Source organism: Acinetobacter sp. 1424608, from assembly GCF_000588255.1.
In the GTDB taxonomy this organism is placed as follows: Bacteria; Pseudomonadota; Gammaproteobacteria; order Pseudomonadales; family Moraxellaceae; genus Acinetobacter; species Acinetobacter nosocomialis.
In genome coordinates, this window is sequence record NZ_JFXL01000026.1 from 1 (window position 1) to 23,485 (window position 23,485).

General features: G+C 40.4%; 21 protein-coding genes and 2 pseudogenes. 6 read left to right on the top strand and 17 right to left on the bottom strand.

Annotated elements, in window-relative coordinates; genetic code table 11:
* Window positions 1-305: hypothetical protein (locus tag J678_RS21095; RefSeq protein WP_017393281.1), on the bottom strand; the 305-nt coding region annotated here is incomplete at its 3' end.
* A 259-nt stretch (window positions 306-564) separates the two neighbouring features.
* Between J678_RS21095 and J678_RS21100 the strand changes: the two genes are divergently transcribed.
* Both J678_RS21100 and J678_RS21105 read left to right on the top strand, forming a co-directional pair.
* Complete coding sequence (locus J678_RS21100; protein WP_016805480.1) at window positions 565-783, top strand: DUF1653 domain-containing protein; 219 nt, start codon at window positions 565-567, stop codon at window positions 781-783.
* A gap of 36 nt (window positions 784-819) precedes the next feature.
* Entirely contained in the window at window positions 820-1,407 is a 588-nt protein-coding gene (locus tag J678_RS21105) for an O-methyltransferase (protein WP_017393675.1), read from the top strand.
* 62 nt (window positions 1,408-1,469) lie between these two features.
* Here the strand turns inward: J678_RS21105 and J678_RS21110 are convergent, their stop codons facing one another.
* Window positions 1,470-1,685, bottom strand: coding sequence for a KTSC domain-containing protein (locus J678_RS21110; protein ID WP_002049514.1), 216 nt, complete (start codon window positions 1,683-1,685; stop codon window positions 1,470-1,472).
* A 192-nt stretch (window positions 1,686-1,877) separates the two neighbouring features.
* Complete coding sequence (ahpC, locus tag J678_RS21115) at window positions 1,878-2,441, bottom strand: alkyl hydroperoxide reductase subunit C (protein ID WP_002049519.1); 564 nt, start codon at window positions 2,439-2,441, stop codon at window positions 1,878-1,880.
* Between the two features lie 352 nt (window positions 2,442-2,793).
* Here ahpC and hrpA point away from each other — a divergent pair, with 352 nt between their 5' ends.
* On the top strand, window positions 2,794-6,651 hold the full coding sequence (gene hrpA, locus J678_RS21120) for an ATP-dependent RNA helicase HrpA (protein ID WP_017393676.1): 3,858 nt from the start codon (window positions 2,794-2,796) through the stop codon (window positions 6,649-6,651).
* Between the two features lie 95 nt (window positions 6,652-6,746).
* Window positions 6,747-7,853 carry a beta-ketoacyl-ACP synthase III gene (locus J678_RS21125; RefSeq protein WP_017393677.1) on the top strand — a complete coding sequence of 369 codons (1,107 nt, stop codon included), beginning with the start codon at window positions 6,747-6,749 and terminating at the stop codon, window positions 7,851-7,853.
* 99 nt (window positions 7,854-7,952) lie between these two features.
* Here J678_RS21125 and J678_RS21130 read toward each other — a convergent pair whose 3' ends face one another.
* From J678_RS21130 to benA, 7 genes and pseudogenes are all read right to left on the bottom strand, one after another.
* On the bottom strand, window positions 7,953-9,215 hold the full coding sequence (locus J678_RS21130; protein WP_017393678.1) for an OprD family outer membrane porin: 1,263 nt from the start codon (window positions 9,213-9,215) through the stop codon (window positions 7,953-7,955).
* 44 nt (window positions 9,216-9,259) lie between these two features.
* Window positions 9,260-10,618 carry an aromatic acid/H+ symport family MFS transporter gene (locus J678_RS21135; RefSeq protein ID WP_017393679.1) on the bottom strand — a complete coding sequence of 453 codons (1,359 nt, stop codon included), beginning with the start codon at window positions 10,616-10,618 and terminating at the stop codon, window positions 9,260-9,262.
* 466 nt (window positions 10,619-11,084) lie between these two features.
* Window positions 11,085-12,278: a benzoate/H(+) symporter BenE gene (gene benE / locus J678_RS21140; RefSeq protein ID WP_017393680.1), complete on the bottom strand. Its 1,194-nt coding sequence runs from the start codon at window positions 12,276-12,278 to the stop codon at window positions 11,085-11,087.
* A 57-nt stretch (window positions 12,279-12,335) separates the two neighbouring features.
* The gene (locus J678_RS21145; RefSeq protein ID WP_017393681.1) at window positions 12,336-13,121 is read right to left on the bottom strand and encodes a 1,6-dihydroxycyclohexa-2,4-diene-1-carboxylate dehydrogenase; all 786 of its coding nucleotides are present in this window, start codon (window positions 13,119-13,121) and stop codon (window positions 12,336-12,338) included.
* Between the two features lie 21 nt (window positions 13,122-13,142).
* Complete coding sequence (benC, locus tag J678_RS21150; protein ID WP_017393682.1) at window positions 13,143-14,159, bottom strand: benzoate 1,2-dioxygenase electron transfer component BenC; 1,017 nt, start codon at window positions 14,157-14,159, stop codon at window positions 13,143-13,145.
* A gap of 52 nt (window positions 14,160-14,211) precedes the next feature.
* Window positions 14,212-14,731 (bottom strand): annotated as a pseudogene (gene benB, locus J678_RS21155) (benzoate 1,2-dioxygenase small subunit).
* Complete coding sequence (benA, locus tag J678_RS21160) at window positions 14,728-16,110, bottom strand: benzoate 1,2-dioxygenase large subunit (RefSeq protein ID WP_017393683.1); 1,383 nt, start codon at window positions 16,108-16,110, stop codon at window positions 14,728-14,730. Before benA ends, benB begins: the two are co-directional and overlap by 4 nt.
* 174 nt (window positions 16,111-16,284) lie before the next feature.
* Here benA and J678_RS24040 point away from each other — a divergent pair.
* Together J678_RS24040 and J678_RS21165 are read left to right on the top strand one after the other, a co-directional pair.
* Window positions 16,285-16,353, top strand: a pseudogene (locus J678_RS24040) (hypothetical protein); the annotation flags it as partial.
* Window positions 16,354-16,397: 44 nt separating this feature from the next.
* Window positions 16,398-17,357, top strand: a complete 960-nt coding sequence (locus tag J678_RS21165; protein WP_017393684.1) for a LysR family transcriptional regulator — start codon at window positions 16,398-16,400, stop codon at window positions 17,355-17,357.
* Between the two features lie 49 nt (window positions 17,358-17,406).
* On the opposite strand, the gene J678_RS21170 is transcribed toward J678_RS21165, so the two are convergent.
* The 7 genes from J678_RS21170 to J678_RS21200 form a co-directional block, all read right to left on the bottom strand.
* Window positions 17,407-18,288 (bottom strand): SphA family protein, encoded by an 882-nt coding sequence (locus J678_RS21170; protein WP_017393685.1) that lies wholly within the window; start codon window positions 18,286-18,288, stop codon window positions 17,407-17,409.
* A gap of 185 nt (window positions 18,289-18,473) precedes the next feature.
* Window positions 18,474-19,535: an NADH:ubiquinone reductase (Na(+)-transporting) subunit F gene (locus J678_RS21175; RefSeq protein ID WP_031997397.1), complete on the bottom strand. Its 1,062-nt coding sequence runs from the start codon at window positions 19,533-19,535 to the stop codon at window positions 18,474-18,476.
* 14 nt (window positions 19,536-19,549) lie between these two features.
* On the bottom strand, window positions 19,550-19,912 hold the full coding sequence (locus tag J678_RS21180; protein ID WP_013198463.1) for a phenol hydroxylase subunit P4: 363 nt from the start codon (window positions 19,910-19,912) through the stop codon (window positions 19,550-19,552).
* Window positions 19,913-19,971: 59 nt separating this feature from the next.
* A complete protein-coding gene (locus J678_RS21185; protein ID WP_017393687.1) occupies window positions 19,972-21,498 on the bottom strand; it encodes an aromatic/alkene/methane monooxygenase hydroxylase/oxygenase subunit alpha in 1,527 nt (508 codons plus the stop codon).
* Window positions 21,499-21,543: 45 nt separating this feature from the next.
* Complete coding sequence (locus tag J678_RS21190) at window positions 21,544-21,810, bottom strand: MmoB/DmpM family protein (RefSeq protein WP_031968926.1); 267 nt, start codon at window positions 21,808-21,810, stop codon at window positions 21,544-21,546.
* An 11-nt stretch (window positions 21,811-21,821) separates the two neighbouring features.
* The gene (locus J678_RS21195) at window positions 21,822-22,820 is read right to left on the bottom strand and encodes an aromatic/alkene monooxygenase hydroxylase subunit beta (protein WP_017393688.1); all 999 of its coding nucleotides are present in this window, start codon (window positions 22,818-22,820) and stop codon (window positions 21,822-21,824) included.
* Between the two features lie 21 nt (window positions 22,821-22,841).
* On the bottom strand, window positions 22,842-23,129 hold the full coding sequence (locus J678_RS21200; RefSeq protein WP_000193471.1) for a phenol hydroxylase subunit: 288 nt from the start codon (window positions 23,127-23,129) through the stop codon (window positions 22,842-22,844).
* Window positions 23,130-23,485: the final 356 nt, after the last annotated feature.

Consider the following 23,485-nt stretch of genomic DNA (forward strand, 5'->3'; position numbering starts at 1 on the left):
TTAGGTGCATAGCCAGACACTTGTAACAGAGCCAAGATCAAAGATGTAAACTCATGTCCCATTGGTAAGCCTGCAAAGAACACACGAGGCTGTTCACCTGCTTTAGCCACACCAAAGCTTGGACGACGTGTATTGTTACCGTCAAAACGTGCAGTCACTTTGTCAGAAAGCTCAGCGATTTCAGTTACTAATTCTTTAATTTGGGCAGCTTTATCTGATTCATCTAAAGCAGCAACTAATTCGATTGGACTTTCTAAACGTTCTAGGTAAGCTTTTAATTGAGTTTTAATGTTTTGATCTAACATCTGTTTTTACTCCAATGCATCCAAATTCTTTCAATAGATGCATAGTACGTGAAAACAATGAATAGGTAAAACAGTATGTTTTTATGTATTTGATCGGTTTTTTGAATGTTTGTTAGATTTAGGCATGTGTTGAAAATATTAAAAAGAGAATCTCATTCTCATTTTTACTTTTGCGGTATTTTAAAGTGAAAGTGTTTGAAAATTTATATATGTTATATGGCTGTAAAGATTTTTTGTCATAACATTAAAAGGTAGTTTTATGTCATTGCAACGCGGTATTTATCAGCATTATAAAGGTAATCTCTATCAAGTTTTTTCTGTAGCAAAACACAGTGAAACTGAAGAGGAATTGGTCGTTTATCAATGTTTATATGGTGATTATTCAACTTGGGTTCGACCACTTGCTATGTTTACTGAAACCGTCCAAATGAGTGATGGTAGTGTCGTACCGCGTTTTAAATTAATCCAAAGTACTTAACTAAAACAGCTGTCATATAAAGAAGGAGTAAAATAGATGCCAAATACTATTTTCTTACAAAGAGTTGCTGATTTATATGACACCTTTAAACAGCATGACTCACAGCAGTCTGATCGTTTACAGCGATATCGCAATATTGAAGTAGAATCTGCAAAATTACTCTCGCAATTTATTCGTATGCAGCAAGCCAAAACTATTTTAGAAATTGGCACTTCGACAGGTTATTCAACTTTATGGTTAGCTGAAGCTGCACAGGCAACTGGAGGGCAGGTGACCACAGTTGAAATCGATGAAAAACGAAGTGCAGAGGCAAAACGCCATGTAGCTGAGTTAGAGCTCAGTGAAATTGTTCAATTTTGGGTAGGAGATGCAGCCGATTACTTAAAAGAGGCAAAAGAAACATTCGATTTTATTTTGTTAGATGCTGAACGTGATGTATATGAAAGTTATTGGCCAGATTTAAAACGATTAATTAAGCCTAAAGGTGGTGTTTTAGTGGTTGATAATGTGATATCTCATGCAGCAGAAGTAAATCCTTTTTTATCTTTGATTAAAAAAGATGCAGATTTTATGAGTAGTATTTTGCCTGTAGGTGCAGGGTTATGTTTAGTGGTCACAAAATAGTTTTACTGAAATAATTTTATATTTCAGTCGGGCCTGTTTTGAGCAGGCCTTTTTTATAGTTGTTATGAGGCAATCACCAAAGAAAGTCGAGTAAAGTGCAAATTAAATTCTAAATATTTATGTACAAAAGCAGCTTTGTCTGTTGAACGTAATAAGTTGTCATAAACAAACTCAGGGACAGGATGATATAGATCTCCAGAACCGTCGCTATAAAAGATTTTTAAATGACGCGATGTAGCATTATATTTCCATGAAGTGACAACCGCTGTATTCACCATAAATGCACCCCTTTATTTCATATCAAACTTACTCAAAAATTAACCAGTTGTTTATTTGACATTACTCAATGTTTAAGTAACGGGGAAGGGCAGAATTGTAAAAGTATCAGTAGAAAATGTGATGTGCTTATTCAAAACAAAAGAACCATCCGATAAAGGATGGTTCTTCGAGTTTTTAAAATCTAAGAGAGATTAGATTTTACCAACTAGGTCGATAGATGGAGCAAGAGTAGCTTCACCTTCTTTCCATTTAGCTGGGCAAACTTCACCTGGGTGAGAGTGTACGTATTGAGCAGCTTTTACTTTGCGAAGAAGTTCAGATGCGTCACGACCGATACCGCCAGCGTTGATTTCAACGATTTGGATTTTACCTTCTGGATCGATAACGAAAGTACCACGGTCAGCTAAACCTTCAGACTCAATTAAAACGTCGAAGTTTTTAGAAAGAGTCCAAGTTGGATCGCCAACTAATGGGTATTGAATTTTCTTGATCGCGTCTGAAGTGTCGTGCCAAGCTTTGTGAGTGAAGTGAGTGTCAGTAGAAACACCGTAGATTTCCACGCCTAATTTTTGGAATTCAGCATAGTTGTCAGCTAAGTCTTCAAGCTCAGTAGGACAAACGAAAGTAAAGTCAGCTGGATAGAAGAATACAACAGACCATTTACCTTTAAGGTTAGTTTCGTTAACTTCAACAAATTGGCCGTTGTGGTAAGCAGTTGCTTGGAATGGTTTAACTTCAGTATTAATCAAGCTCATCATTGTCTCCATGATTGAGGTTTATATTTAAACTTGTTTACGAGATGTAGAATAAATAAAAATTCTTTATTGGGGAAATAGTATTTTTACATGACTAAAATCGGAAAATTGAATAAGTGGAAAATTTCCGATTTTTAAGTCCCCAAATACTGTATTCGATTTGACTGCAAAAACATGTAAATCAAATGACAGTTATAGTAAAAGAAACTTGCCTAACAACATGAAGTCTATCTAGATAAAATTCAAGGGTAAAATTTTAAAAAATTAAAAATATATAAAAAACCAACTGTTTTACCTGAGGGGCATTAAAGCGTAAAATAGAGGATTGTTGAATTTTCAGGAAAATTTATCTGTGCTGAATGGTTTAAATATAGATCAATGGGTGATGGCGAGAGATCGTTACCGTTTAAATCGTTTGCGTAAAGATAAAAAAGCCAATACTTCAGAGATTGAAAAATTATTTGAACAGTCTAATGCAAAAGTTAGACAGCGTTATGAACGTTTACCAAAAATCAAATTAAATCAGGATCTTCCTGTTACCCAATATGCTGACCGTTTAATTGAGGCGATTCAAAAGCATCAGGTCATTATTGTGGCAGGGGAAACAGGCTCAGGGAAAACTACTCAGCTTCCTCAAATTGCAATGTTAGCAGGGCGTGGTTTGACCGGTATGATTGGCCATACCCAGCCACGTCGTTTAGCTGCACGTAGTGTGTCGCAGCGTATTGCAGAAGAAGTCGGCGAAAAGCTTGGCGAGTCAATTGGCTTTAAAATCCGTTTCAATGAACAAGGTTCACAAGATTCGATTGTAAGGTTAATGACTGACGGTATTTTACTTGCCGAGTTAGGCAATGACCGTTTTCTGTCCAAATATGACACCATCATTATTGATGAAGCGCACGAGCGCTCACTCAATATTGATTTTATTATGGGCTATTTAAAGCAATTGTTGCCAAAACGCCCAGATTTAAAAGTCATCGTGACCTCGGCAACTTTAGATGTAAATCGTTTTAGTAATTACTTTAATGATGCGCCTATTTTTGAGGTAGAAGGTCGTAGCTATCCGGTCGAAGTACGTTATCGCCCAATTTCAGAGATGAATATTGGCGGTAGTGATGATGACGAGTTCGACGATTTTGAAGAAAATCTTCCGCGTGCAGTCGTACAAGCTGTAGAAGAATGCTTTGCCGATGCTGAAGAAAAAGGCCATCCAGAACATGCAGATATTCTGATTTTCTCAAGTACTGAACAAGAAATTCGAGAATTACAGGAAACTTTGCAAAAATATGGGCCAAGGCATACCGAAATTTTACCTTTGTATGCACGCTTAGCCGTTTCAGAGCAACAAAAGATTTTTAGCCCAAGTGGAAAGGGCCGCCGTATTATTATTGCCACCAACGTTGCAGAAACTGCATTGACGGTTCCTAATATTCGCTATGTGATTGATAGCGGCTTTGCACGTATATCTCGTTATAACTACCGTTCACGTGTGCAACGCTTACCAATTGAGGCAATTTCGCAGGCTGCGGCCAATCAACGTAAAGGGCGTTGTGGTCGTATTGCTCCGGGCGTTTGTATTCGTTTATATAGCGAAGAAGATTTTTTAAGCCGTCCTGAATTTACCGAACCTGAAATTAAGCGAACCAATTTGGCATCGGTAATTCTGCAAATGCAGAGCTTAGGCTTAGGTGAGTTAGAAAACTTCGATTTCATTGAGCCGCCAGATTTCCGTCTAGTCAATGATGGTCGTAAGCTACTCATTGAATTAGGTGCGCTAAACGAGAAGAAAAACGAACTGACTAAAGTCGGTCAAATGATGGCCCGTATGCCGATTGACCCTCGACTCGCGCGTATGATTGTGGGCGGTGCTCATTTTGGTGTACTCAAAGAAATTTTGGTGGTGGTGAGTGCACTTGCAGTGCAAGACCCACGTGAGCGCCCAGCCGATAAACAGATGCAGGCTGACCAAAAGCATGCCTTATTTAAAGAGGCAGATTCAGATTTTCTGTTTTATTTAAAACTTTGGGATACTCTAAATCCTAAAGGTGAAGCAGGGATGTCGGAAAACAAGCGTCGTCAATTTGCTAAGCAGCATTTCTTAAGCTGGTTACGGTTACGTGAATGGAAACAGACACACCAGCAGCTAGTCGAGCTGGCCGAAGGTTTAAAACTTAGTTTTAATGAAAAACCTGCAAACTACGAAAACTTGCACCGTGCGTTGCTGACCGGTTTATTATCGTTCATTGCCAATAAAACTGATGAACGTAATACCTTTATGGCGGTGCGTCAGCAAAAGGCTAAAGTTTTCCCTGCGAGTACGTTGCATAAAACCAATACTGCGTGGGTGATGGCTTTTGAGATGGTGGAAACATCTCAAGTTTATTTGCGTACATTAGCAAAAATTGATCCTGAATGGATTTTACTTGCTGCACGTGACCTACTGAAATATCACTATTTTGAGCCGCATTGGTCTAAAAAAGCCGGTATTGTAAATGCCTATGCACAAATCTCATTGTTTGGTTTAATTATTGAACCGAAGCGTTTGGTTAATTTTGAGAAAGTTGACCAACCTGCTGCCCATGAGATTTTCTTACGTGATGCATTAACCACAGGAAATCTGGGGACAGTTCCACCATTTTTAAAACACAATTTGCTTAAACTTGAAGAAGTAGAGCGAGTTGAAGATAAATTGCGTCGCCGCGATTTAGTGGTCGATGAAGAAACGATTTATCAGTTCTATGCCTCTAAAATACCTGAAGAAATCGCAAGTCGCCGTAGTTTTGAAGACTGGCGTGCAACGGTAGAAGCAAAAAATCCGCGTTATTTATATGTAGAAGATGATGCGCTTTGGCTCAATGACCGTCCGACCACGCAGCAATTCCCTGATCATTTACATAATGGCCAGTTACGCTTGGCAACGACATATCGTTTTGACCCAAGTCATGATGAAGATGGCGCAACGGTTCAAATTCCGGTACAGGCATTGCCGCAAGTTGATGAAAACATCTGGTCTTGGGGTATTCCAGGCTGGCGTTTAGATTTAATTGAAGCGCTATTAAAAGCTCTACCAAAAGATAAACGTCGTAATGTAGTGCCTATTCCTGACACAGCTCGTAAGCTTATGCAGGGCATTGATGCGGTACATTTGCGACAGCATATTTTTAGCTATCTTGCATTTGCTTTACGCGGTGAGCAAATTACCGATAAAGATTTTTCATTTAAACGAATAGATCCGTATTTGGTGCCTTTTATTAAGGTCATTGATGAAAAAGGTAAATTAATTGCCAAAGGCCGTGATTTAGCTGAGTTGAAAGCTCGCTGTCGTGTTGAAACTCATCGTCCAGTAAAACAGCAAAAAGGCGAGTTTAAAACTTTCCCTGAAAACTTTACCTTTGAAGCTTCACAAAAGGTGACAGGTGTTGTTGTTAAACAATATCAAGCTTTAGTACCAACCAAAACTTTTGCTGAACTTGAAGCGAAAGATGAGTCCGGTGTGGTTATACAAACCTTTAATGATCAGTCAGAGGCGATTAAACAGCATCGGGAAGGTATTATTCGTCTGGTCCATATGCAGCTTGGTGATTTGGTTCGCCAGTTGAAAAAGCAGATTTCAAAACCACTTGCGCTTGCTTATTCACCTTTAGGCGATAAAGCTAAGCTTGAGCAGATGCTGGTCTATGCAACATTGCAGATGGCAATCAAGACTTTGCCAATTAATGCTGATGAATTTAATCAACTTGTAGAACAAGTCAAAAAGCAATTTTTGAGTTATGGTCAGCAAGCACTTGAGCAGTTAAGTGATATTTACATTCAATGGCAGCAAATTCGTCGTCAGCTTTTAGTACTTGATCCGGATGTGTTTGGACGCAGTATTGATGATATTGAAGATCAGTTAGATCTCATGTCACTTGGTAACTTTGTTTACTGCCAACCAGTCGATCTTTGGCAGGAATATCCGCGTTATTTAAAAGCGCTGCTATTGCGTTTAGACCGATTGCCAAATAATCTACAGCGAGATCATGCCGCTATTGATGATGTCGATCCATGGATGGACAAGGTATTTAAATTCAAAAATGATTCAAGAATCAAAGAATTGTATTTGATGTTGGAAGAATTTCGCATTTCTTTATTTTCTCAGCCGATGAAAACCAAGATGCCTATTTCGCCAACTCGACTGCAAAAGTTATGGGATCGTTTGGGAATCAGTTAAGATAGATCGGGGTTTGTTTATGCGTTTGTTTAGCCTACAACGCAATTTATAAATGAAAGATTAACAGACCCTATTCATTTTTTTAGGAGTTTTACATGGGCATTCGTATCACAGGTACTGGGTTATTTCACCCAACAGAAATCATTTCTAATGAAGAACTGGCCGACAGTTTAAATGCTTATGTGGAACAATATAACCAAGAGAATGCAGAGAAAATTGCAGCAGGTGAACTAGAAGAATTACGTGGTTCTAGTGCTGAATTTATTGAAAAAGCTTCTGGTATTAAGCGCCGCTACGTTGTTGAGAAATCAGGTATCCTCGATCCAACGCGTTTACGTCCGCGTTTGTCTGAACGTTCAAATGACGAACTTTCACTTCAAGCTGAATGGGGGGTAATTGCTGCAAAAGAGGCAATGGAAAATGCAGGGGTAACTGCTGAAGATATCGATGTTGTAATTTTGGCCTGTTCAAATATGCAGCGTGCTTATCCCGCTGTAGCAATTGAAATCCAGTCAGCACTTGGTATTCAAGGTTATGCCTATGACATGAACGTTGCATGTTCAGCTGCTACTTTTGGTTTAAAACAAGCGGCAGATGCAATTCGTTCAGGCGCTCGCCGTGTTTTATTGGTGAATGTCGAGATTACTTCTGGTCACCTAGACTACCGTAACCGTGATTGTCACTTCATTTTTGGTGATGTTGCGACCGCTTCTATTATTGAAGAAACCACTACTAAGACTGGTTTTGAAATTTTAGATATTCATTTATTTACTCAATTTTCAAACAACATTCGCAATAACTTCGGTTTCTTAAACCGTAGCGAAGATGCAGTCGTTGACGACAAGTTATTCCGTCAAGATGGCCGTAAAGTCTTTAAAGATGTTTGTCCATTGGTGGCAAAAATCATTAATGCCCAGTTGGAAAAAATGCAGTTAACTGCAAACGATATTAAGCGTTTCTGGTTACACCAAGCTAATGCCAACATGAATGAATTAATCTTGAAATATGTGGCTGGTAAAGATGCAGATCTAAGCCGTGCACCCATTATTCTAGATGAGTTTGCTAATACCTCTTCAGCAGGTGTAATTATTGCTTTACATCGTACAGGCCATGAAGTAGATGATGGTGAATATGGGGTGATTTCATCTTTCGGTGCTGGCTACTCAGTAGGCTCGATTGTTGTGCAAAAGCACGTTGCTTAAGTTACTAGATTCATTAAAAACGCTCGTAAGAGCGTTTTTTATGGTTCAAAAATAATAAAGCGAACCAAAATTGGCCCGATTAACTTAAATCAAAAATAATTAAAACTTTTTAGTGTAGTTTACAAACAAGCGATCTTCACCAAAGTCATTGCCATGTTTAACGTTGTAATCAATTCGAATGTATTGCAGGGCAAGACCTTTTAAGAAAGGCTGCTGAAATGCATAGTTTAAAATTACATTCGATTCAGTTTCATGGTTTTTCTCGCCATTTGCTGCTTTAAAGTCATGGCCATAGACATATTTCACCATTGCGTTTAAGCCCGGAACGTAATCTTTAAAGTCGTAGCCGTACATAACGTGGTAAGACTTTTCTTCTTTTTTAAAGAATCCCGTGGCATTCCAGTTAATGAAATAAGTCTCTGGTAAAAAGCCATCCGGTAAGGGATAGGCTGACTCGCCGATAATTTGCTGGTAACCCAAACCAAAGGTATGGTTTTTTACTTTAAATGTTTCTAATACTCCAATGTTTTGCGCATCAATATCAAAAGTATTGCTGTCATTTTTTGCATTGAAGTATTTAAACTTAGAGGTGAGGGCAAAATTAGGTTGTTTCCAATTATGCTCAAGTCCTACATAGTGTTTATTGTAGAGATCTTCCAAATTACCAAAGTAATATTCACCCTTGAGTGACGGCGTAAATTGATAGCGCAGGTCAATGTAATTTAAACCATGAGATTCTTTGGTAATGCCATTTGAAGTGAAAGAAAACTTTTTAAAGTCTTCTTCATTTCGTGGCGACACTTTTTCAACCCGACCAATTTCAGCGTAAAGCTGATCTGAAAGTTGTGACTTAAGATTGGTTCCCCAATAAGAAGCAAGTAATTGACGGCTGGCATCCACAGCTGTTACAGGTAAATCTAACCAGAGTTCGCCTACACTTAATAAAGTTTTGTCATAACCCAGCTTTAAAGTTGCACCGTATTTTAAGAAGTCGGATGCTTGTGATTGAGTTTCTTTATTAAAAGGCAAAACCGTGTCCGCAACGGGTTTGTCTGAACTTAAACGCACGGCATATTGAACAGAAGCATCAGCTCCAATGGTTATAGGCTTATCTGCTATGACTAGTGGAGTGTCATGCATTTTCGATTTATAAAATAATGACGCTGCTTGAGACCAGCTACCTGTGTCTTTGAGAGTGTCATTGTCAAAATTACGGTTGATATAGGCATTTTTTAGCGTGAACTTCCATTCATCTTCACTTTGTTGAGTGGTGTCTGCTGCCCATAAACTTGAGCTAGTCAATAAACCTAATAATGTGGCTATTGTTAAATTACATGGTTTAAAGCGGTGTAATAATTCCATAATCCATTTCCAAAAAGATGCGCCAATCCTCGGCGCATTTGTGTTTACTGCTGGGTAAGCGTGTTTTGAGGGTTAAACGTGGATGGCGTTTGTGCGGTAACAGAGACTTTTAGATTGACCATAAATATTGCAAGTGCAGCAATCACACCCGGAATTGCAATTGCTAAGAAATTCATTTGGTGAGGAAGCTCAAGTGTGAGTAGCGCTCCAGTTAAAACTGGTCCAATAATCGCACCGATACGGCCAATTCCAGAGGCCCAGCCCATGCCAGTTGAACGAAGTGCCGTCGGATAGAACTGGGCAACGAAAGTGTAGAGTAAGATTTGAGAACCAATTGTGCCAGCACCAGCAATCGCAATCAGGCTATATAAAATAAATTGTGGACTATTAATGCCAAGCAGAATTAAAGCTGCCGATCCCACAATAAACATAATGGTAATAACAGGTTTTAAATGGAATCTGTCTGCTAAAGCACCACCACCAATTGCCCCAACCATACCGCCAATATTGAGTGCAAAGAGGAATAACATGCTTGCACCTAATGAGTAGCCCGCTTGCAGCATGAGTTTAGGTAACCAGCTTCCTAAGGCATACACCATGAGTAGGCACATAAAGAAAGCAATCCAGAACATAAATGTGCTGAAGGTACGACCTTGTTGGAAAAGTGCAAGGACAGGGGCATCGGTTGCGGTGCTTTCATTTAATACCAGTTGTGTTTTGGCGTTTACCTGAATCTGAGGTGCAATTCTACCGACAATACTTTTCGCCTGTTCGCTATGGTTAGATTTCACTAAAAAGGCGAGAGACTCTGGCAAAAACTTCCAAATGAGCGGGAGCAGCAACAGCGGAATACCTGCAATTAAAAACATGATTTGCCAGCCCATATCTTTTACGAGCCATGCACCGAGTAGAGCAGATGTCATGCCACCAATTGCATAGCCACTAAACATAATTGCAACTAATGTACTGCGGATTTTTTTCGGTGCGTATTCGGTCATAAGTGCCACAACGTTTGGCATAACGCCACCAATCCCAAGACCTGCAATAAAGCGCAAAATAGCAAACTCAGTTGGTCCTTTGGCAAAGGCACCTATAAAGGTAAATCCGCTAAATAAGGTGACACAAATCAGGATAGTTTTTTTACGTCCCAGTTTGTCTGAAAGTGTGCCGAAAATCATGGCACCAAACATCATGCCGAATAGAGCGGCACTGGCGAGTAAACCAGCTTCAACAGCAGTTAATGACCATTGCTGCATTAACAGAGGAAGAGCAACTCCATAAATAACTAAATCATATCCATCAAAAATAATAATAAGTAAGCACCAGATTAAAACTTTCCAATGAAAAGGTGTAAAACGGGCTTTATCAATTAACTCATTAATATTAACCTTGCTCATGTCCATTTTCTTCACCTCCAATTTGTGAAGCATCGCGTTATTTTTTAATAAACTATTTTGTTATTGGAATAGAGTCAAAAACCTAATTGATATATCTTTATGTCTTTAAGGTATTGTGTTTTTAATAAAGTAATGTATTGAAATATATAATTTATTTTAATAATTTTGGTTGTTGCTTCTTTTGTTTTTAAAATAGGGTTAAATATTATATTGTGAGAATTTTAAAGTTTTTATAGATATCTTTTTATAGATTTTATTGCTGAGAATCACAGCTAGAAATATAGCTAAATTTATATTAAGGGGTGAAGTGGAAATAAGTAAAAATATTAAAGTCAATTATTTTAGAAACTCATCTTAAAAATGAAATTTAATTTATATTAAATAAAAATTGCCAAATTAGGAATAGCGGATTATTTGTATCCTGATTTGGCATTTGAAGCTTTATTTTAGTGCTGGGTGCTTAGATAAAAAACTAATTAGTAGCTGGATTTGAGCGTGGTGTGAGAATGAAATGGGCGATTACACCAATACAAATGCCCCAAAAAACTGAACTTAATCCAAGAAAATGCATGCCTGATGCTGTCGCTAAAAAGGTAATAAGTGCAGCATCACGTTGATTATCATTTTTCATGGCAACAGAAATATTGGTGGCAATCGCTCCAAGCAAGGCTAAACCTGCCAGTGCTGCAACTAATTCTTTAGGAAGTAAGCTAAATAGCATGACAATACTGCCAGCAAATAAGCCTCCTAAAATATAAAAAATTCCGTTGGCAATCCCTGCAATATATCGTTTTTCTTTAAGTTCATGTGCATCTTTACCCATACATAAAGCAGCGGTAATTGAGGCAAGCACAATGGTAATACCACCGACACAGGCAACGGCTAACGAGGCAATACTGGTGACAGTAATAATGGGTTTGGCTGGGGTGTCGTAACCGCTGAGTTTCATTATCGCCATACCCGGTAAAAATTGGCCGGTTAGGCTGACTAAAATGAGAGGAACAGCGAGGTTGAGTGTTGAGTTCCATGTCCATTCTGGGCTAATCCACTGTGGGATTGCTAAATTAAAACTCACATCAACCGGATTCATTTTGCCTAAAAAGAGGCTTAATAAAACTCCGGCAGCTAACACCCAAATCATGGTGTAGCGCGGCATTAAACGTTTGGCAATTAAAAAGACAATGAGCATGCTAAATACAATAAAAGGCATGCTATCAGATGCAGTAAATAGACTAATACCAAATTGAAAAAGAATACCTGCCATCATGCCCGCAGCGACGTCTTGCGGAATCCATTTTAGTAATTTGTCGAAGTAACCTGTAATACCAATTAAAAAAATAACGATGGCAGAAGTAATATAGGCGGCTACTGCTTCATTCAAGGAGATATTGGGAAATAGGGTAACTAACAGGGCAGTGCCCGGTGCAGACCACGCGGTGATGACAGGAGTTTTATATTTAATCGAAAGATAAATACCTGAAACGGCAGCACCAATTGAAATTCCCCAAATCCATGACACCATCATATCGGTGGACACATGGGCACGCTGAGCAGCTTGGAAAAAAATAATCAGTGGGCCTGAGTAAGAAATTAAAACTGCAAGAAAGCCCGCAACTGTTGCTGATATGGACCAGTCATTTTTTAATGTCTTGGACAGGGTTGCCATGTGTGATTGCCTCCATGCAAATCATGTTATTTATCCAAACATATAAAAAGATCAGGGTTAACCCTGATCTCCACCTCCGACCGGAATGACCGATCCCGTCATATACGATGCGTCGTCTGATGCAAGAAATAAAATTGCATTGACTTGTTCTTGAATTGTGCCATAACGGCCCATAAATGTTCGATCTTTTGTTTGATCAACTACTTGTTGCATCCAGTCTTTTTCATTTTGACTTAACGGGTTGGCATTGCGTGGTACTTTGCGAGGCGGTGCTTCGGTTCCACCCGTCGCAACGGCATTGACTCGAATTCCATCTTTGGCATGTTCAAAAGCAAGCGATGCTGTTAAAGCATTTACCCCACCTTTAGATGCCGAGTAGGGAATACGATTAATACCACGGGTTGCAATGGAAGATACATTTACAATAACACCCGCTTGTTGCTTAATCATGGCAGGTAACACAGCGCGGCAGCACCATAAAGTTGGAAACAATGAGCGATTCACTTCCTTAATGATCTCTTCTTCGGAAAACTCTTCAAAAGGTTTCATCCAGATCGCGCCACCCACATTATTAATCAGGACATCGACCCGACCATAATGTTCAATCGCTTTTGCAACAACCGCTTGTGCATCTGCATAGGTTTCAAGGTCGGCATTAATCGTGACAGCATCGCCAGCTGCACTCTGAATTTCTTTGAGAACCTCTTCAACATATTCAGAGCGGTCAGCCATGACGACTTGTCCACCTTCAGCTGCGACTTGTAATGCCACGCCGCGACCAATACCTTGAGCACTACCCGTAACAATCACGACTTTATCAGTAAATCTTTGACGGTTTGACATAGATAACTTCTCCACCTTGAATTAGTTTGCAGAGAATTTTTCAAACAAGAAATTAGCAGGTTTGATATTTTCAGTTTCTAACCAGCCACGTACCGCTTCTACCATTGGCACTGGGCCACATAGGTAAACATCGACGTCGCCACCGTTTAACCATTCACTTTCAATATGACCAGTCACATAGCTTTTGCGTTCATGGTTACTCTCAGGGCTTGCGACCACAGTTCGATATTCAAACCATGGGAATTTCGCCTGCAACTCGTTGAGCTTTTCTAAAGCAACCAAATCAAAGTCATTGGTGACACCAAAAACCAATCGAACAGGTTGTTCTGAACCTTTCTCTTCGAGTACTTGTAGCATTGACATAAATGGGGCAATGCCAGTACCGCCTGCCAGCATAAGCACTGGACGCACTACATTACGCAAATAGAAGCTACCGAATGGTCCGGTAAAAGTCATTTTGTCGCCAGCTTTGGCATTCTTACTTAAGAATTCGCTCATTTTGCCATTCGGTACATTACGTACCACAAAGCCCGTTAAGCGATTGCCCGGTTTTGAGCTAAATGAATATGAACGGGTTTCGCCAGTTTCTGGAATGGCAACATTCACATACTGACCTGCAAGAAAATGAATATCCGGTTGGCCTTCATCAAGTTGAATATCAAAAGTGATGGTTGAGTCTGATAAATTTTCAACCCGGGCTAAGGTACCTTGAAAGCTATGAATTTCTGTTTTGCAGACATCTGATGAGGCTTGAATCTGAAATACGGCATCTGAAGTTGGGCGACATTGGCAAGCAAGAATATAGCCTTGTTCAGCTTCTTCCGGGGTTAATGCATCTTCAATATAGCTTTCTTCTGGCATGTCATAACTACCGGACTCGCAAAATGCGCGGCAAGTTCCACATGCACCATCACGGCAATCCAAAGGAATATTGATTTTTTGGCGATAAGCTGCGTCAGATAGGGTTTCGCCTTGAGCTACGTTAATAAAACGTGTAACACCATCTTCAAATTGAAGTGCAACATTGTGGTTTGACATGGCATGTATCCTACAAAATATTTGAAACTTTTACCCTCAGCCAACAGTCCGGTTAACTGAGGGGGTATGTCTTAAAGGTGGTAGATATCAATGACTTGATTGATGTAGTCATTTTTCAAAACGACATATTTGCTCAAGATTTTTGGTTGATCACCTGAAAAATCGATCACATAACGTGACATACCGAAATAGCTGTAATTTGTCTTGTAACGGAAACTCAAGGTATTCCAGTTAAAGCGAACAGTAACTTTATCTCCATCGCGATCGAGAACTTCAACGTTGGCAATATTGTGGCTTGTGCGTGTGTCCGGCATGGTTGCAGATGAGCGTTCGGTTTTAATACGGAACACTCGATCTTCTAAACCTTGACGGTCTGGATAATAAATAAGTGAAATTTCAGATTGAGGATCTTCAGTTAATTTGTCGTCGTCATCCCAAGCTGGCATCCAGAAAGAAGCTTCCGGTGCATAGCATTCAAGCCAGTCATCCCATTGTTCATCATCTAAAAAGCGAGCTTCACGATAAAGAAACTGAGCAATATTTTCTAAAGTTGCTTTGTCTTGAGTACTCATGCTGTTTCTCCCTGATCAGCAATTTCTTTCTCTGATGCAATCGCATGTTTCATGGTTTTTAACCAATATTGATGCTGGGCCAGATACAGGCCTTCATCTTCAGTTTTAATCCCACTTAACATGGGTTTTAAACCGATTTCGTTTGCTGCATCGTCCGGTCCATAAATCCAATGTTTTGAACCACGGCACATGTCATTCCATTCAAGTGCAATCCCTGCATAGCCTGCCTGACAAGCACGGAACTCTTCTAAATCGTCTGGCGTTGCCATACCTGATGCATTAAAGAAATCCTCATATTGACGGATACGGCGTGCACGGGCTTCAGGTGCTTCGCCCTTAGGCGCGATACAGTAAATAGTGACTTCAGTTCGATTGACCGAAAGTGGACGAAGTACACGAATTTGCGAACCGAATTGATCCATCAAATAAACGTTTGGATACAGACAAAGATTACGTGAACGCTCAATCATCCATTTCGACATCGCTTCACCGTATTTTTCGGTGTATTCGTCTGCTTTTGGGAAGTTAGGACGGTCTTCTGGGTTTGCCCATTGTGTCCAAAGCAACATGTGACCATTTTCGAAGCCATACGAGCCACCGCCTTGTTTACCCCAAGAACCTGCACTCATGGCACGAATGCTATCGGCAGCTTGAGTTTCTTTACGGTGCTGAGTCGTTGCTGCATAGTTCCAGTGAACAGCAGAAACATGGTAACCATCGGCACCATTTTCAGCAGTGAGTTTCCAGTTGCCTTCGTAGGTATAGGTAGATGAACCACGTAAAACTTCCAAACCATGTTCAGACTGGTCAACAATCATGTCGATGATTTTGGTGGTTTCACCCAAAAATTCTTCAAGCGAAGGAACATCGGGATTTAAGCTACCAAATAAGAAGCCTTTGTAGCTCTCAAAACGAGCTACCTTTTTAAGGTCATGTGAACCGTCTTGGTTAAAGCAGTCAGAGTACCCTGCGTCAGTTGGGTCTTTTACTTTGAGCAATTTACCTGAGTTATTAAAAGTCCAGCCGTGGAAAGGGCAAGTATACGTTGCTTTGTTACCACGCTTGTAACGGCAAAGTTGTGCTCCGCGGTGTGAACACGCATTGATCATGGCATTAAGTTCGCCGTTACGGTTACGGGCAATGATAATCGGCTGACGACCAATATAAGTCGTATAGTAGTCATTATTATTTGGAATTTGGCTCTCGTGTGCCAAGTAAACCCAGTTACCTTCGAAGATGTATTTCATTTCGAGGTCAAATAAGGCTTCATCAGTAAAAACTGAGCGGTGAAGTTTAAATTCACCTGTATCGATATTGTCTACAAGTAATTCATCAATACGGTCAAGATGGCTGGTATTGATTACAGGAATACGTGGCATGTCCGTTCTCCGACTTTCCAAAGGGTGGAAGTCATCAAGACCTTCGCTACGATTTAAAAGGTCTTGATATCCTAATATGTCAATGAAGCGCATAAACGCGTCGGGTGTTTAACCGCGAATGGATAAAGATAGATAGATCGAATGTTGGCCAGTATGATTTCAATCGGTGCTATACAAGTGATCTATAACTTCATCGGGTTATTGCTTGTATATACCTTAAAAGAATGGTTAAACTGTGTCTAAGACTGAATTTGCATTTTAATATATCTTAAAGGTATGGAAACCTGATGGAACTAAGACATTTACGGTATTTTGTGGCTGTTGTAGAAGAACAGAGCTTCACCAAGGCAGCCGAAAAACTATTTATTGCTCAACCGCCTTTGAGTCGGCAAATCCAAAATTTGGAAAGTGAGCTTGGCATTCAACTGTTTGAGCGTGGAAGCCGCCCTTTACAAACCACACCAGCAGGGCATTTCTTTTTCCAGCATGCCGTTAAACTTTTGTCGAATGCTGAAGAAATAAAAAGTATGACCAAGCGTATTGGTCTCATCGAAAGAAGTATGACCATTGGTTTTGTCGGGTCTTTACTTTATGGGTTGCTGCCTCGAATCATTTATTTATTTCGTCAGCAGCAACCCCATCTGAATATTCAGCTCATGGAATTAAGTACTACTGAACAGTTACAGGCATTAAAAGAAGGCCGTATTGATGTCGGTTTTGGGCGTTTAAGAATTAGTGATCCCGCCGTGAGGCGTATCCTTTTACGTAAAGAGCGTTTGGTCGTTGCCGCGCATACCAGCCATCCAATCGCACAGCGCACAGAAGGGGTATATCTGGCCGACCTCATTGATGAAAAGATGTTTATGTATCCCACTTCGCCAAAACCGAACTTCTCAACCCAGCTTTTGAATATTTTTGCCGAGCATAGTTTGGTTCCAAAAAATATGCATGAGATACGAGAAATTCAATTGGCTTTGGGCTTAGTCGCAGCGGGAGAAGGGATCTGTATTATTCCGGCAAGTGCCGATACCATTCGATTTCCACACTTAAACTATATTCCGATTTTAGATAACGGCGCGGTCAGTCCAATTTTTATTACTGCAAGGGCAATGGACCGAAGTGAAGATTTACAGTCATTATTTGATTGTATTTATCAGGTTTATGACTTAGAAGGGATACCTTATCAACGGACGGTTTTCACGCTCGATCAGAACCCGATAGATGATTCAAACGGTATCGATTTTTAAATAAAGAGAATGCATAGCTTCAAAGGTTGAAGCTATGCGTTAAATGGTTCTAGAAAGCCCAAATCAGTTTTAGCCAGCTGGTATGGCCTTCGGGACGATATTCGACTTCGGTTTCTTTTAAAAATTTGGCTTCGATAGACCAGTTCTTATCGGCATATTGAATGCCTGGTCCAATTGCAAAAGCCTGTCCTTTAAAACCAATGTCATTTCCGTTTACTTTGTCATCTGTGGTTTGTTTAAAAGCATAGCCTTCAACTGCAAGTTTGAGTTTGGGGTTAATGCGGTAACCTAAGCTATAGTCACCCGCAATGTATTGGCCAGACTTATAGTCGGTCGCGTCATTACGCGTATTCCAGCTATAAGACAGTTTAATTGAAAGGTCTAAACCTGTCGTGTTGGCATAACTATAGGCAATAATCGGTCGAATGGTGTGATAGTTTTTCCCGAGATTGGCTTCAACTGGATGTGTCGTACTTGGAGTGTCGTATTCACCTGTTCCCAGTACGGTTTCTAGGGCTGCAATCCAGTGATGATTTCCTTGATGCCAGCCGAGCATGCCACCCAAAATCAAGTCTCCGAGACCTTGGTTTGAGTCAGGCATTCCATTTATTTTTAGTCTTAGATCCACCAATGGCTGGGCTGCATAAAACCCGAGTTGTCCATCCATAATTTTTTGATCGGTCATCCAGACCAAACGAGGAACCACGGCGTTGACATCAACATGGAACTGATCGGGACCATTTTGAAACTCTGATGTGTGATAATTTTGATAATAACTAAGTAAATAGACACCAGCAGGTGGTACGGCACCCGCCATCATACCTTCGGCACCTAATGCAAAAGAGTCTGAGCCATTTTCTGTCGCAAATGCAGAAGGAAGGTAAAGGGTGCTGATAACACCACATATGATTGCAGCAATTTTGTTATTCATAGAATGTCCTATTCTGTGTTGTTTGGCTTGTCACTAAAAAAACGTTATTCCTTAACGGTCTTTAAAAATTTGAGTCTGTTTAACCTGTAAATTTTGAATGCAGAACTCCTGTGAGCTTTGTATTGGCTTTCTAAATTGCAAATACAAAGCTCATTTGAAAAAGTAGATTGTTGAATGATTTATTTTTAAATATGTTTGAATAAAGCTGAACGTGACTGTCCAGCAGCACCATCCGCTGCACTTAAGAACCGTTCAGTGTGAATGTCTCGTTCGAATAAGCGGCTTTGCATGAGTGTTGAAATTGCCGAGTCGATCATGATGGGGGGGCCGCACAAATCCGCTTTGTGCCCGCCACATCGATTTTCAAAGTAATCGGCAACAGCCTCATGCACGAATCCGGTAAATCCAGTCCATTGGTCTTCTGGTTTTGGTGCATTCAGGGCAGGGATATAGCGGAAGTTCGGATAGTCTTTCACAAGTTGTTCAAACAATTCTCGGTTGTATAGCTCTGCTAAGTCTCGTGCTCCTTGGAAGAGGTAAATCGTGCGACTATCTCCAGACTCAAGTAAATCTAAAATCATTGATTGTGGACTTGAAAGACCTGAACCACCTGCAATGAAAATGGTATTTTGATCATCTGACTTGCGTACAAAAAATTGACCATAAGGGCCTGAAATATCAAGCTGATCGCCTGTGGCAAGTTGTTCATGTACATAAGTCGTCGCTGCACCACCTTCAACTTTACGAATATGCAGCTCAACGATGCCGACTTCACTTGGTGAATTGGCAATTGAAAACGCTCGAGTTCCTTCAATATCTGGGAACTGGACATTGATATATTGGCCAGCTTGGAATTCGATTGGACGATCTAGTTGTAGACGAATCCCCTTAATGGTTGGCGATAGGTCTTTTATTTCAATTACGGTCGCTTGATAGTCTTGAACCAAATGACCTAAGAAATCTGGGTCTTCATCAACATCGGCTTCAATGACCATGTCGGACTGTGGTTTGCAGCAGCAGGCAAGCACCTTATTTTCATCACGTTCAATATCCATGAGCGCAAATGGCGAGGCTTCACCGACATCATAAAAACCGTCGGTGACTTGAACCTTACATGTCCCGCAAGTGCCATGACCACAGGCAAAGGGTAACCAAACACCTTGACGTAAAGCGGCATCTAAAATTGTTTGGTCTTCTTCTACTTCAATCGTTGTTCCGATCGGCTCAATGGTGACTTGATAACTCATGACACACCTCCGAATTAAACGTAACTGTCGTTATAGCCATTTAATTCTGGCGTAACGAAACGAAGTAATGACTTATGCCCAAAACCAAGCTCTGCCAAGCTTTGTGTACTCTCTGGGCTAATTGTTTGGCCATCTAAGGTGTATTGCACTTTTGACCAATCAATTTTGGCAAAATCTGGATGTTGAGCAAAACCACCTGTAATTTGTTGCTCAATCAACTGTCCCAAAGTTTGTTGAGGTGAGGCAAGCATGGCATGTGCCGAGCAAAAAAGGGTGTGATGATCCCAACCCACGTAAAGTAAGAATTGATCGCCATAATTTTTTTGCAGATCCAGTGGTTCAAATTGATAGTTGTTATGTATCGCGCGAACAGTCATGTTCAATCTCCTTATTTCCTATCAGGCAGCTTGATGACTGCCTGAACAATTCCTTGTGCTTAAGCTGCGTTGCCTTTCCATTTTTTCCAGCGCTGTTGGTCTGGTGAACCTTCAATATCCAGATTGTCGGCACCCACATTCATGCGGTAATAATCACGGAGCATAGTTTCGAGGTCACCGCCACCACAGTTACCTTGCAATATTTGATTTACAGGTAGCCATGCTTGTATATATTTTTCAGGCTCGCGTTCGAAAATGTCATGACAGCCATCTGAACAGGTGTGGTAGCGTTCGCCTTGGTAAATGCTATGGCGATAACTAAATTGAATCGGGTCATCGCCCATTTCGGTAAAGGTCATTGGAATCTGACAAACCTGACAAAGCTGTGGTAAACCTGCGCTGTAGAAGCGTTTACCTTCGGCTTCCATTTTGCGAGCCAATTCCCATTTTGGACGGTAGTATTTATCGAAAGTGTCTGGATATTTAGCCGATAACCAATCCATTTCTTCGTCGGTTGGAATCCATGTATGGAAACCGGCAGCATGACCAAAGTTATAGAAAATCCACCATGCCTGATGTGAGACATGCTCTTTTTCTTTCACAATGACATCGCTATATTTCGGCATGCGAATGCCATAACGGCTCAAATCTTTAAATAGCGCGCCGCCTGCCTGTTCAAAATAAACCTCCCAAGCTTCTTTCCACGACATCACTTTGTTTGGCAGCATGTAATCCATCATCATGCCCACAATTGAAAGCAGACGAGTTCCACGCCAGAACCATTTATCAATCCATTCCTGCACAATCGGCACGTTGTCTTCATGTTGTTCGAGCAAGAATTTTACGATTTCAAGACCGAGTGTCATGTGGCGTGCTTCATCTGACTGTGCACTAAAACCAAAGGTTACTGTTGCCATATCGCCGTTATAAGCTGCTCCCGACATAAACGGCACAAATAGCAAGTTGGTAAGTACATATTCAAAAGCAAAACTAATCGCTAATAAAAACTCGAAAGGTCCAGCAGAACGGGCATCTTCAAAAAATGATTTAGGCACAGACAAATACCAAACACGGTCATGCATATGTGCCCAGTCCTGAAAACCATCAAAGAACTTGTTGTAATGGCTCATGGCATGAATTTGGGTCTGTACATGACGCAGCTCATCAATCGACTGCATCTGAGAAGCAATACGTGCTCCAATACCACTAAACTGGCGACCTACATGGGCATAGCCTTGATAAGCTTGATATTCAAGTGGGGTCACCGCTGTTAAAAAGAGTTTGATCGCATTTAAGTAACGTTCATTGCTGACATTCATCTGACCATTGTTTTGAGCAAAGGCATCAAAAATGGCATACAGTTTTTTCTCTTTTTCTGCCTGATATTTCCAGTAAGCATCCATAGTTAAACGGAATGGATCTTCCCATTTAGACCAGTCCGTAATTTTGATGCCTTCAAATTCTTCATAAGGGAAGGCGTCTTTACGGTCAGCATAGGAAAAGTCCCAGTCCAGATCACGGGTTAATGCGCGGTAACGATCTTTAGCATTTAACTTTTTGCTGGTTTCTTTCGTTTGAGTTGTCATGATTGATCATCCTTAAATCTTTGTTAAACAACGTCTATGTTGTGATTAATTCCAGTGAAGGCGGAAAGTATCGTCATCTTCTTCGACATTGCCGCCCAGCGTAATCATGTTGAGTTGTAACGATTGGATGTCCCAATCTTGGCCTAGTTTTTCAGACACGGTTTCGGCTTTAATCACCAAATCAGTTTCACTTTCAATTCGAATCATGGCGGGGAAATACTGAATTGAAGCTTCAGGGTTATCTTCTTCAATCGCCTCGAGGATGTAGCGTGATGTATCGTTGTCTTGTAATGCGAGATAGACTTTAGACATGTTGCTTCTCCTTAAGCATTTGTAAGTGGTTGTAGGCCGAGTTTTTTTGCGCGTTCAATAACGGCATGTTCTGCTTGATCGACTGCATCTGCTGTTAAGGCTGCTGATGCCCAAGGTGTAAAGACTGCTTTCACTTGAGCTAGAGACTCAGTGAACCATTCATTTAATAGTTGTTTATTATGATCGGATTCCGCTGCGGCAGTTTTAATGACGGTGTCTGACCACTTACGTAAATCACCTAAAGTGTCTTTCATAAACTCAGTCAGCATGGCTAAGTCGCGAGCATTTTGAGTGACTAACCACTGATCAAACTGTTGATAAACAAGCTCTGTCACAAAGCCGTCAATCACAAGGTTCTGTAATAAGAAAAGTTTGAAGTAGTCCTGCTCGGTGAGGCTTTCTTCACACAGACGGCGTAAGCCTTGCCATGCAGGATGTTGCATCCAAGCCTGTTTTGCCTGCTGTAGTGAGTCGCCGCTATTGCCATCTAAAGCTAAGCCAATACGCGAGATGTACTGCGCAATTCCTAAATGATCCATCGCGGCATAAATACAAGCTTGGGTAAGTACGGTGCCATAACCATAGGCACTACCAGACATCATGTGTAAGTTTGCAGTTTGTTCAACGTGGCGAAATGGCAATAGGCATTCAATGACCTTAGCTTTGACTTCATCAGACAAATGTTCTGCAAGCTGACGTTTTTCAAAAAAAGCAAAATTACTTTCGGCGGTGTCTTGTAAACGTGCACGGTGTTGAACATAAGTTCCATAATAGAATTGACGTGGATCTTTAAATGCATACCAATCTTGCATTTGCAGAGCAGTATGGGTTTTATCATTTAAAGTCTTTTCAGGTTTCCACAAAGGACGATAGTGAAAGTTAGTTTCTGCCTGTACATCGAAGCTTACTTCTTGATATCGAGTTGCTGGCTTACTACCAAATCGTCTTTCGATATAGGCGTAGTTCTGGCGGATAGGTTCGACATTTGACGTTTTGATTTCTAAAGTCATGGCTTTATCTCCTTATATTTTTTACATCTGATCATCGTGATCGTTGCTATTACGTTGCGTTCCGACTAAGGTTGCTTCAGTGCCATAGCGCCATTTTTCTTCCTGAGCATCATTAAAAGCTTGCTGTTCTTGGGTCATTTCAACCACTTGATTGGTCTTACAAAAATCATTAAATGCATGTTTAGGCAAAACCAGTTCCACAAATAGACTTGGGTCATGAATGGCAAAATCGAATTCGATAAACTCTGCGTTTAAGTCACCAGTGACCCGAATATATTTGGTTAATGCTTCGACTTGAGGTTGCGTCATGCTGTACTCCATCAAGACATGGTCTTGAAATTGATGAATGCTCCTTGCTCTCGCTATAAGCTTTACAAAAGCTATGCCAACTTTATTTTTATAATTAAAAACAATTGCTTAGTATTTTTATTGAAAGTGCAGCATTTTTAAATTCACCTTTTCATGAATTTTTTTGAATGGTGAAATAGAGATATTCATGATTTGATGAACAGGGTCGTAAAATTTCTTTTTAGAATGTTTGAGGCTTTAAAAAGGAGAGATTTAGAAATACTTTTTTAGTATGAAGTTATGTCTTTAAGGTACTAGGACATTTATCTGGTTCTTCGATAAGATGAGATAACACCCAAATGTATTTAATGGATTAA

Coding starts and splice junctions, on each gene's coding strand:
- J678_RS21100 (WP_016805480.1), top strand. CDS start 565: ATGTCATTGCAACGCGGTATTTATCAGCATTATAAAGGTAATCTCTAT.
- J678_RS21105 (WP_017393675.1), top strand. CDS start 820: ATGCCAAATACTATTTTCTTACAAAGAGTTGCTGATTTATATGACACC.
- J678_RS21110 (WP_002049514.1), bottom strand. CDS start 1,685: ATGGTGAATACAGCGGTTGTCACTTCATGGAAATATAATGCTACATCG.
- ahpC (WP_002049519.1), bottom strand. CDS start 2,441: ATGAGCTTGATTAATACTGAAGTTAAACCATTCCAAGCAACTGCTTAC.
- J678_RS21125 (WP_017393677.1), top strand. CDS start 6,747: ATGGGCATTCGTATCACAGGTACTGGGTTATTTCACCCAACAGAAATC.
- J678_RS21130 (WP_017393678.1), bottom strand. CDS start 9,215: ATGGAATTATTACACCGCTTTAAACCATGTAATTTAACAATAGCCACA.
- J678_RS21135 (WP_017393679.1), bottom strand. CDS start 10,618: ATGGACATGAGCAAGGTTAATATTAATGAGTTAATTGATAAAGCCCGT.
- benE (WP_017393680.1), bottom strand. CDS start 12,278: ATGGCAACCCTGTCCAAGACATTAAAAAATGACTGGTCCATATCAGCA.
- J678_RS21145 (WP_017393681.1), bottom strand. CDS start 13,121: ATGTCAAACCGTCAAAGATTTACTGATAAAGTCGTGATTGTTACGGGT.
- benC (WP_017393682.1), bottom strand. CDS start 14,159: ATGTCAAACCACAATGTTGCACTTCAATTTGAAGATGGTGTTACACGT.
- benA (WP_017393683.1), bottom strand. CDS start 16,110: ATGCCACGTATTCCTGTAATCAATACCAGCCATCTTGACCGTATTGAT.
- J678_RS21165 (WP_017393684.1), top strand. CDS start 16,398: ATGGAACTAAGACATTTACGGTATTTTGTGGCTGTTGTAGAAGAACAG.
- J678_RS21170 (WP_017393685.1), bottom strand. CDS start 18,288: ATGAATAACAAAATTGCTGCAATCATATGTGGTGTTATCAGCACCCTT.
- J678_RS21175 (WP_031997397.1), bottom strand. CDS start 19,535: ATGAGTTATCAAGTCACCATTGAGCCGATCGGAACAACGATTGAAGTA.
- J678_RS21180 (WP_013198463.1), bottom strand. CDS start 19,912: ATGACTGTTCGCGCGATACATAACAACTATCAATTTGAACCACTGGAT.
- J678_RS21185 (WP_017393687.1), bottom strand. CDS start 21,498: ATGACAACTCAAACGAAAGAAACCAGCAAAAAGTTAAATGCTAAAGAT.
- J678_RS21190 (WP_031968926.1), bottom strand. CDS start 21,810: ATGTCTAAAGTCTATCTCGCATTACAAGACAACGATACATCACGCTAC.
- J678_RS21195 (WP_017393688.1), bottom strand. CDS start 22,820: ATGACTTTAGAAATCAAAACGTCAAATGTCGAACCTATCCGCCAGAAC.
- J678_RS21200 (WP_000193471.1), bottom strand. CDS start 23,129: ATGACGCAACCTCAAGTCGAAGCATTAACCAAATATATTCGGGTCACT.